This is a genomic window from Amycolatopsis sp. NPDC041971 (assembly GCF_055588925.1).
This window is the reverse complement of sequence record NZ_JBVJCE010000033.1, coordinates 1-12,009: the sequence shown is the minus strand read 5'-3', so window position 1 is coordinate 12,009 and position 12,009 is coordinate 1. Positions and strand designations below refer to the sequence as shown.

Here is a 12,009-nt window from a genome sequence, read left to right as displayed (position 1 = left end):
CTTCGGCCTGGCGCGTTTTGACCCCCTCACGCTCGACGCGCACCACCACGACGGCCCGAAGCACCCCCAGTCCCCCGGGTCGCGTTCAGCCCCCCAAACGCGCCCCGGGGCGGCGCCAGTGAGCCGGGACTGGCGCCCCCCGTTGACCTGCGTTTAGCGGGCTAAACGCGACGCGATACCGCCCCGGCCTGGGAGGGTCCGTTGTGGATCTGCGATCGGGAGTGACGTGCACTACGGTGCTGCAAGCGGTGCACGTGCCGACAGCGGACTGCGCGAAAAGTTACCCGCGGGTCTGGCCAGAAAAGAAAACTCGTGAGTAACCTGTTCGCACTCAGCTCGTTGCACCTGGTTGACGCGGGTATCGCTGCGCGAACGCATGCGTCCTCCCGGGCCAGTGGCACGGGACGGCAGTGCGCGACGACGCGGAACAGCTCCTGGAGGTGCGATGGGTGCCGAGGTGGTCATCGAAGGTCTTTCGAAGTCCTTCGGTAAGCAGGCCATCTGGCGGGACGTCACGCTGACCCTGCCTCCGGGCGAGGTTTCGGCGATGCTCGGTCCGTCCGGAACCGGTAAGTCCGTCTTCTTGAAGTCGATGATCGGTCTGCTCAAGCCGGACCGTGGCCGTTGCATGATCAACGGCGTCGACATCGTGACGTGCTCCGAACACCAGCTCTACGAGGTGCGCAAGCTCTTCGGCGTCCTTTTCCAGGACGGCGCGCTGTTCGGTTCGATGAACCTCTACGACAACGTGGCGTTCCCCCTGCGCGAGCACACGAAGAAGTCGGAGACCGAGGTCCGCCGGATCGTGCTCGAGAAGCTCGAGATGACCGGTCTCAACGGCGCCGACAAGAAGCTGCCCGGCGAGATCTCCGGCGGTATGCGCAAGCGCGCCGGTCTCGCCCGCGCCCTGGTGCTGGACCCGCAGATCATCCTGGTCGACGAGCCGGACTCCGGCCTCGACCCGGTCCGCACCACCTACATCTCCCAGCTCTTCCTGGACGTCAACGCGCAGATCGACGCGACGTTCCTGATCGTCACGCACAACATCAACCTCGCCCGCACCGTCCCGGACAACCTGGGCATGCTCTTCCGCAAGGAACTGGTCATGTTCGGCCCGCGTGAGGTGCTGCTGACCAGCGAGGAGCCGGTCGTCAAGCAGTTCCTCAACGGCAAGATGGACGGCCCCATCGGCATGAGCGAGGAGAAGGACTCGGCCCAGCTCGCCGCGGAGCGCGCGATGTTCGAGGCCGGTCACCACTCGGGCGGTGTCGAGGACGTCAGCGGGGTGCCACCGCAGATGCAGCCGACGCCCGGCGTACCGACCCGGATGGGCGCGGTCCGCCGCAAGGACCGGGTCATGCAGATCCTGCACGGCCTGCCGCCCGAGGCGCAGGAGAGCATCATCGAGTCGCTCTCCCCGGAGGAGCAGCAGCGTTACGGCGTCCGCCCGCAGCGGCTCGCGACCGCCGGGCACCGGTCGGCGCCCGCCGAGAGCTCGCTGCCGAACCATCACCAGGGGCAGCTGCCCGACGACCAGGTCGCCCACCTCCCGCACCCCGGGAGAGCGGGCAACCACCGCTTGCGGCCACAAGATCCGGGGTCAGGTGGCGCGTGAGCTCTTCCGCTTCATCGGCGAAGATCCCCGGGATCGGCATGTTGCGCGAGACCGGGAACCTGTTCGCTCTCGGCCTCGACATCGTTCGAGGCATCTTCCAGCGCCCGTTCCAGCTGCGGGAGTTCATCCAGCAGGCCTGGTTCATCGCGAGCGTCACGATCCTGCCGACGGCGCTCGTCGCGATCCCGTTCGGCGCGGTCATCTCGCTGCAGTTCGGTTCGCTCGCCCGCCAGCTCGGCGCCCAGTCCTACACGGGCGCCGGGTCGGTGCTCGCCACCGTGCAGCAGGCCAGTCCGCTGGTCACGGCGCTGCTGGTCGCGGGCGCCGGCGGTAGTGCCGTCTGCGCCGACATCGGCGCGCGGACGATCCGCGAAGAGATCGACGCCATGGAGGTGCTCGGCGTCTCCGCGGTGCAGCGGCTGATCGTGCCGCGGGTGCTCGCGATGATGCTGATCGCGGTCCTGCTCAACGGCATGGTCAGTGTCATCGGCGTGCTCGGCGGTTACTTCTTCAACGTCGTCCTCCAGGGCGGGACGCCGGGCGCGTACCTGGCGAGCTTCTCCGCGCTGGCCCAGTTGCCGGACCTCTGGGTCGGCGAGTTGAAGGCGCTGATCTTCGGCTTCATCGCCGGGGTCGTCGCCTCCTACCGGGGACTGCACCCGTCCGGCGGCCCGAAGGGCGTCGGGGACGCGGTGAACCAGTCGGTCGTCATCACGTTCCTCATGCTGTTCGTGGTGAACTTCGTGATCACGCTGATCTACCTGCAGATCGTGCCCGGAAAGCTGGACTGACGCATGACCTTCCTCGCCCGCGCCAAGGGGGTCGCCAACCGTCCTTTGCAGACACTGGACAACCTCGGCGACCAGATGTCGTTCTACGGCCGCGCGTTGCTGTGGACGCCGCGGACGTTGCGTCGCTACATGAAAGAAGTTCTGCGGCTGCTGGCCGAGGTGAGCTTCGGTTCCGGCTCGCTCGCCGTCATCGGCGGCACCGTCGGCGTGATGGTCGGCCTGACGCTCTTCACCGGTGTACTCGTCGGTCTGCAGGGTTATTCGGCGCTGAACTCGATCGGCACTTCGGCCTTCACCGGCTTCCTGACGGCGTTCTTCAACACGCGGGAGATCGCCCCGCTGGTCGCCGGTCTCGCGCTTTCGGCGACCGTCGGCGCCGGTTTCACCGCCCAGCTGGGCGCGATGCGGATCTCGGAGGAGATCGACGCGCTCGAGGTCATGGGCGTCCCGAGCCTGCCGTACCTGGTGACCACGCGGATCATCGCCGGTTTCGTCGCGGTCATCCCGTTGTACGTCATCGGCCTGCTGAGTTCGTATCTCGCGTCCCGGTTGGTCGTTATCTACATCTACAACCAGTCAGCGGGTACCTACGACCATTACTTCGACTTGTTCCTACCACCACAGGATGTGCTGTATTCGTTCATCAAGGTGCTGTTGTTCAGCGTCTTGATCATCCTGTCGCATTGTTATTTCGGCTACCGGGCCACCGGTGGCCCCGCCGGTGTCGGCGTGGCGGTCGGCAAGGCGGTCCGGCTGAGCATCGTCACGGTGTCCATCATGAACTTCTTCATCGGTTTCGCGATCTGGGGAACCGACGTCACGGTGAGGATCGCAGGATGATCGCGACAGTCCGGCGCAGGCTTCTCGGTCTGTTGCTCGTCGCCGTGCTCATCGGCGGAGTGGCGCTGAGCATCGCGCTGTACGAACGCGCGTTCACGCCCGTGGTGAGCGTGAAGCTCCAGTCGGGCAACATCGGGAACCAGCTGCTGGAGCAGTCCGACGTGAAGGTCCGCGGCCTCATCGTCGGTTCGGTGAAAGAGATCACCGCGACCTCGGACGGCGCCGAACTCACCCTCGCGCTGAATCCGGAGTCGGCGAAGCTGATCCCTCAGAACGTTTCCGCGCGATTCCTGCCGAAGACGTTGTTCGGTGAGCGTTTCGTTTCCCTCGAGATCCCGGACGCGCCTTCGGAGAAGACGATCGCCGAGGGCGACGTGATCACTCAGGACCGCACGTCCGGCGCTGTCGAGCTGGAGCAGGCCTTCGCCCATCTGATGCCGGTGTTGCAGGCCGTCCAGCCGCAAAAACTGTCGAGCACGCTTTCGGCGATCGCAGGCGCGCTCAACGGCCGCGGCGACCAGCTCGGCGACACCCTCGCGCAGCTCGGCAGCTACGTCGGGGAACTGAACCCGCACGAGCCCAAGCTCCAGCAGAACCTCAAGGAACTCGCGAAGTTCTCGGACAATCTCAACGCCGTCGCCCCGGATCTGGTGCAGACCTTGGACAACCTGAGCACCACCACCCGCACCGTGGTGGACCAGAAGGTGAACCTGGCGAACCTCTACAGCAGCGTCACCCAGGCCTCGGTCGATCTCCAGACCTTCCTGCGGAACAACGCCGACAACCTGATCCGGCTCGCCGACACCGCCCGCCCGACGGCGGAGCTGCTGGCGAAGTACGCGCCGGAGTACCCGTGTGTGATCGGGCAGATGGCGGCCAACCTGCCGAAGATCGACAAGGCCCTCGGCAAGGGCACCGGCCGGCCGGGCCTGCACGCGACCATCGAGATCACCGTCAACCGCGGGCCGTACCTGCCGGGCAAGGACGAGCCGAGGTTCGAGGACAAACGCGGTCCGCGCTGTTACGACCTGAAGCAGTTCCCGGACCCGTTCCCGCAGTACCCGCCGGACGGTCCGATCAAGGACGGCAGCACGGTCAAAGCACCGGCGCGGTCGGCGAACGACGGTCTCTCGCCGTCGAACGGCTTCGCGAACTACGGCGGCTACAACGGCAACGGTGGCGGAGCGCCCGGCGGTAGCCCGTCCTACAGCGCGTCCGAATCGGACTTCCTCGCGCGGCTGGTCGCCCCGCAGGTCGGCATGTCCGCCTCGGACGTGCCCGGCTGGGGCTCACTGCTCGTCGGTCCGCTCTATCGCGGGGCGGAGGTGCACGTCCAGTGAGGGGATTGCTCGCACCGCTGATCAAGCTCTGCGCCTTCATCGTCGTCACCGTGCTGTTCACGACGATCCTCGGGATCAGCATCGCCAACGTGAACACCACCAGCACCAACGCCTACAAGGCACGGTTCAGCGACGCGACCCTGTTGCTGCCCAACGACGACGTCCGTATCGCGGGTGTCAGGGTGGGGCAGGTCAAGGACGTCCGCATCGTCGACCGGCGCCAGGCCGAGGTCGAGTTCGAGGTGGACGCCGGCCGCAAGCTGCCCGCCGGGGTCACCGCGCAGATCAAGTTCCGGAACCTGGTCGGCCAGCGCTACGTCTCGCTCGGGCAAGGCACCGACTCTTCCGGGAAGACCCTGGAGCCCGGCGGCAACATCCCGCTGGAGCGGACCACGCCCGCGCTCGACCTGACGCAGCTGTTCAACGGGTTCAAGCCGCTGTTCACCGCGCTCAACCCGGACGACATCAACAAGCTGTCCTACGAGGTCATCCAGGTCCTGCAGGGTGAGGGCGGCACGATCGAAAGCCTGTTGAAGCACACGGCGTCGCTGGCCACCACGATCTCCGACAAGGACAAGGTGATCGGTGAGGTCATCGACAACCTGAACTCGGTGCTCGACACGGTCAACGCGCACACCCCGCAGCTGAACGACCTGATCGTCAAACTGCAGCAGCTGGTCTCCGGGCTGGCCGCGGACCGCGAGCCGATCGGCGACGCCATCGAGTCGCTCGGCACCCTCGCCCAGACCACGTCCGGCCTGCTCGGGGAAGCCCGTGAGCCGCTGAAGCAGGACATCGCCGCGCTCGGCACGCTGACGAAGAACCTCAACGACAGCCAGCCGATCGTCGAGCACTTCATCCAGTTCCTGCCGCAGAAGGTGACGGCGCTGACCCGCACCGCCGATTACGGCTCCTGGTTCAACTTCTTCGCTTGTGAGCTGACGGGAGCCGTCGCCCTGCCTCCGCTGATCAACGAACCGATCAACCTTCCGCTGCTGCCGGTGAACCGGGCGAGGTGCACGGCATGAAGTCGTTCCGGAAACGCAACCCGATCCCGATCGCGCTGGTCGGCGTCTCGGTGCTGCTGCTCGGTTTCATCGCCGCTCTCAACTCCGAAGACCTGCCGGTCATCGGTGGCGGGACGACCTACAGCGCGGACTTCAGCGAGACTTCCGGCCTGCAGGAGGACAACGACGTCCGGGTGGCCGGAGTGAAGGTCGGCAAGGTCTCCGAGATCAAGCTCGACGGGGACAAGGTCCGGATCTCGTTCAAGGTCAAGGACGCCTGGCTCGGCGACAAGACCAGCGCGGCGATCAAGATCAAGACCGTGCTCGGCCAGAAGTACCTGGCGCTCGACCCGCAGGGGCAGCGCACGCTCGACCCGAGCGCGACCATCCCGCGCGAGCGCACGGCGTCGCCGTTCGACGTTCTCGACGCTTTCCGCGGGCTTTCGCAGACCGTCGACGACATCGACACGACGCAGCTGGCGAAGAGCTTCGACGTCATCACGGAGACCTTCGCCGACACCCCTGCCGACGTGAAGGGCGCCCTGAACGGCCTTTCCCGCCTCTCGGACACGATCGCCTCGCGGGACTCGCAACTGGCGAACCTGCTCGCGAACACGCGGCAGGTCTCGCAGACGCTCGTCGACCGTGACGCCGAGTTCCAGAAGCTCCTGGCCGACGGCAACAAGCTGCTCGGCGAGGTGTCCCGCCGCAAGGAGGCGATCTCCGCGCTCCTGGACGGTTCGCGCAACCTCGCCACCCAGCTCAAGGGCTTGGTCGACGACAACGACGCGCAGCTCGACCCGGTGCTCACCCAGCTCGACCAGCTGACCTCCATGTTGCAGCGCAACCAGGACGCCCTCGGCCAGGGCATCGCGCGGTTCGCGCCGTTCATCCGGGTGTTCACGAACACGATCGGCAACGGCCGCTGGTTCGACAACTACATCTGCGGACTGGTCCTGCCGTCGTTCGGGCCGATCAACGACAAGGGGTGCTACGAGAAATGAGTACCCGTCTTTCAGCCGGTCTCGCACGTGGCTTCACCATCGCGATCGTGCTCGCGCTGGTGGTCGCCGGCGCGCTGTGGTGGACGCTCAAGGACGCCGGCCGCAACCACGTGACCGCCTACTTCGCCGGTACCGTCGGACTGTACGAAGGCAACAGCGTCCGCATGCTCGGTGTCGACATGGGCAAGGTCACCAGGATCCAGCCGATGGGCGACCAGGTCCGCGTCGAACTCGAATACGACCGTTCGGTGGCGGTGCCGGCCGACGCGAAGGCGATCATCGTGTCGCCGTCGCTGGTCAGTGACCGCTACGTGCAGCTGGCCCCGGCCTACAAGGGCGGCCCGCGCATCGCCGACGGCGCCGTCATCGGGCTCGACCGCACCGAGGTCCCCCTTGAGGTCGACGAACTCGCCGCCAGCCTCTCCCGGGTCAGCAAGGCGCTCGGGCCCAACGGCGCCAACAAGAACGGTTCGCTGTCGAACCTGCTCGACACCGCCGCGAAGAACTTCGACGGCAACGGGCAGGCACTGCACGACACGATCACGAAGCTCGGCCAGGCCGCGGGCACGTTGTCCGGCAATAAGGACGACCTGTTCAAGACCGTCGAGAACCTCGGCTCCTTCTCGCAGACGCTGGTGAACAGCGACTCGCAGGTCCGCGACTTCGAGCGGCAGCTCGCCGACGTCAGCGGCTTCCTGGCGGGGGAGCGGGAGAACCTCTCGGCCACGGTGAAGCAGCTGTCCGACACGCTCACCGCGGTGCAGGCGTTCATCGAGAAGAACCGCGACCGGCTCAAGTCCAATGTGGACAAGCTGGCCAGCGTGACCAAGGTGCTCGTGGACCAGCGCGGCGCGCTCGCCGAGATCCTCGACGTCGCACCGGTCGGCCTCGGGAACCTGGTCAACACCTACAACGCCTCCTCGGGCACGCTCGACGCGCGGGCCAACCTCAACGAGCTCACCCAGCCACCGCTGGTGATGGTGTGCAACCTGCTCAAGCAGACCCCGGACGCGCTCGACGTGCTGGGCGACGCGTGCAAGGGGATCGCCGGGCTGGTCGACGGGCTGGTGCCGTTGCCGTCGATCGCGCAGGTGATCCAGTCCTCGCAGGCGGGCCGGCTGCCGCCGCTTCCGCTGCCGATCGCCGGTCAGCTCTATGGAACGGCGGCCCCATGATCAAGAAGAAACTTGCTTTCGCGGCCGTCGGCACGGTCGCCGCGCTGACGTTGAGCGGTTGCGGGTTCAGCGGGATCTACGACATCCCGCTGCCCGGCGGCGCCGAACTCGGCGACCATCCGTACACGGTCAAGGTGCAGTTCCGGGACGTCCTCGACCTGACACCGCAAGCCGGGGTGAAGGTCAACGAGGTCGCCATCGGCCGCGTCGAAGCGATCGGGCTGACCCAGGACGGCTGGAACGCCGAAGTCACCCTCCGGGTCAACGGCGACGTGGAGCTGCCGGCGAACGCGCTGGCCAACGTCAAGCAGTCGAGCCTTCTCGGTGAGAAGTACGTCGAGCTGGCGGCGCCCGCCGACCGACAGGGCCAACTCGCCGACAACGCCGTGATCCCGCTGGCCCGCACGAACCGCAGCGTCGAGGTCGAGGAACTGCTCGGCGCGCTTTCGGTGCTGCTCAACGGCGGCGGGGTGGAACAGCTCAACACCATCACCAAGGAACTCAACAACGCCACCACCGGCCGCTCGCCGGAGCTCAAGGCGCTGCTGAACAACGCCAACGAGCTGGTCACGAACCTGGACAAACAATCCGCGAACATCACGCGGGCGCTCGACGGGCTGAACCGGCTCTCGCTCACGCTGAACGGCCAGAAGGACAAGCTGGTCGGCGCGGTCGACAACCTCGGCCCCGGCCTCGGCGTGCTGGAGCAGCAGCGCGGCCAGCTGGTGACCATGCTGAACGCGCTCAACCACCTCTCCGGGGTCGCCGTCGACACGGTGAACAAGAGCAAGGAAGACCTCGTCGCCGACCTCAAGGCGTTGCAGCCGACGCTGCGGAAACTCGGCGAGGCGGGGGCGGATCTGCCCAAGGCGCTGGAGATCCTGTTGACCTTCCCGTTCAGCGACGCCGCCTACGACGGGGTCAAGGGTGACTACTTCAACCTGTTCGCGAAGGTCGACCTGAACCTGAACGAGATCCTCAAGAACCTCGGCCGCAGCCGGCAGAACCCGCTCCAGGACGTCATCCCGGTGCCCGGGCTGACCGGGGGCACCGAGGGGCCGGGCGCGAACCCGCCGCTGCCGATCCCGGACAGCGTCGGCGGGGTGGCCGGTGGTCAGGTGAGCGCGCCGCGGGGTGGCGGGCAGCCGCGACAGACCGGACCCGCCGGGATCTTCGGCGTGCTGTCGGGAGGTGCCGGCTGATGCTGGTCCGTAGGACGAAGATCCAGCTGGTCGCGTTCGCGATCATCTCCGTGGTCGCCATCGTGTACGCGCTGATCCGGTTCGCCGGACTCGGCCAGGTCTTCGGCGACGAGGGCTACACGGTGAAGCTGCAACTCAAGCAGTCAGGCGGCATCTTCCAGAACGCCGAGGTCACCTACCGCGGCTTCAACATCGGCCGGGTCGGCGAGCTGCGCCTCACCAAGACCGGACTGGAAGCCGACCTCGACATCGCCCCGGACGCCCCGCGGGTGCCCGCCGATCTGGACGCCGTGGTCGCGAACCGGTCGGCGGTCGGCGAACAGTTCGTCGACCTGCGGCCGAAGAGCGAGAAGGGACCGTTCCTGAGCTCCGGTTCGGTCATCCCGGCCGACAGGGTCAAGACGCCGGTACCCACCGAGCAGCTCATCGGCGACCTCGACAGCCTCGCGGCGTCGGTGCCGACCGATTCGCTGCGCAAGGTCGTCGACGAGTCGTACAACGCCTTCAACGGCACCGGCCCGGACCTGCAACGGCTGCTCGACACCGCGCGGAGCTTCACCACGACCGCGCAGGAGTACCTGCCGCAGACCATCCAGCTGCTGGAAAAGGGCGGGCAGGTCCTCGAGACGCAGAACGACATGGCGAGCTCCATGAAATCGTTCAGCGCGGACCTCAACAAGCTCTCCGGTACGCTGAAGAACTCCGACGCCGACATCCGGAAACTGATCGGGATCACCCCGCAGGTGGCGAACCAGATCAGCTCGGTGCTCGCCGAATCCGGCCCCGGCCTGGGCGCGCTGACGGCGAACCTGCTCACGACGTCGAACCTCCTGGTGACCCGGCTCGACGGGCTCGAACAGGGACTGGTGACCTACCCGATGCTGGCCGCGGGCGCGAACAGCGTCGCCAGCGACGGCACCGCGCACCTGGGCCTCGCGCTCAACCTGTTCAACCCGCCTTCGTGCACCAAGGGCTACATCGGCCTCGACAAATACCGCGAAGGCACCGACACGACGCCTCGGCCGCCGAAGGACGACGCGTACTGCGCCGAGCCGAAGGGCAGCCCGATCAACGTGCGCGGTTCGCAGAACGTGCCGTACAACGGGGTCCCGCAGATCCCGTCGCAAGGCGACGTCGCGGCGAACGCCGGCCGCTCCGCCGAGGAACTGGCCAGCCTGCGCGCGGCGCAGGGCATGCCGAGCGTCCTGCAGAGCCCGGGGGTCAGCCTGCCCACCCTCGGCACGCTGCTGGGCCTGCCCGGCTGAGCCCGAGACCGTATACCTACCCTGGAGCGTCATGAGTTCTTCTCGATCGCGGACCCTCGTCCTGGGTGCGGCGGCGTTCGCGCTGGCCGCCTTCGTCGCCGCGGCGATCTTCGGTGTCATGTGGGCCGTGGCCGCGTCGGACGACAACGCCGACCTGGCGCGCTCGCGTGACGAGGTGGTCAAGGCGGGCGGAACCGCGATCAAGGCCTACACCGAGGTCGACTTCGAGAACCTCGACGAGTTCTTCAACCGCCAGAAGGCCGTCTCCGACGACAAGATGGCGGAGCAGTTGAAGCAGCTGGAACCGACCTATCGCAAGGCACTCGGCGACGCGAAGACCAAGGTCGTGACCACCATCCAGGACATCGCGGTCGAGGAACTCGACGACCACGAAGGCAAGGCGAGCTTCCTCGCCGCCATCTCCACCCAGGTCACCCAGGGCGACAAGGCGAGCTCGAAGGCGTTGCGCCTGGAGGTCTCGATGACCCGGGTGGGCGATGAGTGGAAGCTGTCCGGGATCGACAACGTGCCCCTCGTCGCGGCCGGTCAGTAAGAGCGTCACCTAGAACGGAGCCTCGTAGTGCCCCCCTCCCGTCGCCAGCCCCCTCGCAGCACTCCGCCGGTGCGCCGCCCCCGGGTGGCCGGTCTGCGACGGCCCGCCGCGTCTCCTGAACCTGCCGCGGAAGTGCCTGCTTCGGAGGTCGAGGTCCCGGAGGTCAAGGTCCCGGAGGTCAAGGTCCCGGAGGTCGACGAGACGCCGGTGGCGAAGCCGGCGCCGGTCCGCCGTCCGTCGCCGCGGCCCGCTCCGCGTCCTGCGCCCGCGCCTCAGCCTGAAGCCGAGCCTGAGCCCGCGGAGGCCGAGGTCGCTGCGGTCAAGGCTCCTGAAGAGGTCGAAGAGGCTCCCGAAGCTGAGGTCGTCGCGAAGCCGAGCCCGCGTGCGAAGGCGCGTGCGGCAGTTCAGACGAAGCCGGACGACATCGAAGAGGCCGAGGCCGAGGTCGCCTCCGAGGCTGGTGATTCTTCGGAGGATTCAGAGTCTTCAGAGTCTTCGGAGGATTCAGGGACCGAGAAGAAGCCTGGCTCCCGTCAGCTGATCCTGGCGGGCGCGCTGATCGTCGTCGGCCTGCTGCTGGCCGCGACCGCCGTACTCTTCAAGATCCAAGCCGACGAGGTGTCCAGCTCGACGAACAACACGGCGCTGCTGGACGTCGCGAAGACCGCGCAGGTCAAGGACCAGGTCGCGAAGGCCACCGAGGCGCTGTTCTCGTACGACTACAACAACATCGCGAAGACCGAGACCGCGGCCGGCGATCTGCTGGTCAACGACGAGGTGCGGGCGAAGTACAACCTGCTGATGGGCGAGGTCAAGCGGCTGGCTCCGCAGCAGAAGATGGTCGTGACCTGCAAGGTCACCCGCAGCGCCGTCATCCGGCTGGAAGGCGACCGGGCCGACGTGATGGTGTTCGTCGACCAGAGCTCGACGCGGTCCGACACGAACAAGACCACCGCCGGAAGCGCGCAGCTGCACTTGAACGCGGAACTGCAGGGCGACAAGTGGAAGATCACGGCGATGAACACCTACGCCGCTCCGCCCAACCCGGCCGCTCCCTCGGCCCCCGCCTCACCCCCCGCTTCCCCTGCCCCCTCCAAGTAGCACGCCCGGATCGGGGTTGGGGCGGTGGAGGGAGGCCAGAACTCACCCGGACCAACCCTACGGTGAAGACTCCTTTACGGGACCAAAATACCACAAAGGAAAACTCCCCGGCGCTT

At 67.1% G+C, this 12,009-nt stretch carries 11 protein-coding genes; all 11 read left to right on the top strand.

The window, feature by feature from the left end; translation table 11 throughout:
* The first annotated feature begins 445 nt into the window (after window positions 1–445).
* Window positions 446–1,615 carry an ABC transporter ATP-binding protein gene (locus ACZ6DT_RS39345; RefSeq protein ID WP_465604913.1) on the top strand — a complete coding sequence of 390 codons (1,170 nt, stop codon included), beginning with the start codon at window positions 446–448 and terminating at the stop codon, window positions 1,613–1,615.
* Window positions 1,616–1,653: 38 nt separating this feature from the next.
* Window positions 1,654–2,406 (top strand): MlaE family ABC transporter permease, encoded by a 753-nt coding sequence (locus ACZ6DT_RS39340; protein ID WP_465604963.1) that lies wholly within the window; start codon window positions 1,654–1,656, stop codon window positions 2,404–2,406.
* A 3-nt stretch (window positions 2,407–2,409) separates the two neighbouring features.
* Window positions 2,410–3,246 carry an MlaE family ABC transporter permease gene (locus ACZ6DT_RS39335; RefSeq protein ID WP_465604910.1) on the top strand — a complete coding sequence of 279 codons (837 nt, stop codon included), beginning with the start codon at window positions 2,410–2,412 and terminating at the stop codon, window positions 3,244–3,246.
* Entirely contained in the window at window positions 3,243–4,586 is a 1,344-nt protein-coding gene (locus ACZ6DT_RS39330) for an MCE family protein (RefSeq protein ID WP_465604907.1), read from the top strand. The genes ACZ6DT_RS39335 and ACZ6DT_RS39330 overlap by 4 nt, the downstream gene beginning before the upstream one ends.
* Window positions 4,583–5,614, top strand: a complete 1,032-nt coding sequence (locus tag ACZ6DT_RS39325; RefSeq protein WP_465604904.1) for an MCE family protein — start codon at window positions 4,583–4,585, stop codon at window positions 5,612–5,614. The genes ACZ6DT_RS39330 and ACZ6DT_RS39325 overlap by 4 nt, the downstream gene beginning before the upstream one ends.
* Window positions 5,611–6,597 (top strand): MCE family protein, encoded by a 987-nt coding sequence (locus ACZ6DT_RS39320; protein WP_465604901.1) that lies wholly within the window; start codon window positions 5,611–5,613, stop codon window positions 6,595–6,597. The genes ACZ6DT_RS39325 and ACZ6DT_RS39320 overlap by 4 nt, the downstream gene beginning before the upstream one ends.
* Entirely contained in the window at window positions 6,594–7,772 is a 1,179-nt protein-coding gene (locus ACZ6DT_RS39315; RefSeq protein WP_465604898.1) for an MCE family protein, read from the top strand. The genes ACZ6DT_RS39320 and ACZ6DT_RS39315 overlap by 4 nt, the downstream gene beginning before the upstream one ends.
* Complete coding sequence (locus ACZ6DT_RS39310; protein WP_465604895.1) at window positions 7,769–8,974, top strand: MCE family protein; 1,206 nt, start codon at window positions 7,769–7,771, stop codon at window positions 8,972–8,974. The genes ACZ6DT_RS39315 and ACZ6DT_RS39310 overlap by 4 nt, the downstream gene beginning before the upstream one ends.
* Entirely contained in the window at window positions 8,974–10,239 is a 1,266-nt protein-coding gene (locus ACZ6DT_RS39305; RefSeq protein ID WP_465604892.1) for an MCE family protein, read from the top strand. The genes ACZ6DT_RS39310 and ACZ6DT_RS39305 overlap by 1 nt, the downstream gene beginning before the upstream one ends.
* A 31-nt stretch (window positions 10,240–10,270) precedes the next feature.
* Window positions 10,271–10,792, top strand: coding sequence for a hypothetical protein (locus ACZ6DT_RS39300; RefSeq protein WP_465604890.1), 522 nt, complete (start codon window positions 10,271–10,273; stop codon window positions 10,790–10,792).
* Between the two features lie 132 nt (window positions 10,793–10,924).
* Window positions 10,925–11,893, top strand: coding sequence for a hypothetical protein (locus tag ACZ6DT_RS39295; RefSeq protein ID WP_465604887.1), 969 nt, complete (start codon window positions 10,925–10,927; stop codon window positions 11,891–11,893).
* The last annotated feature ends 116 nt before the right edge of the window (window positions 11,894–12,009 follow it).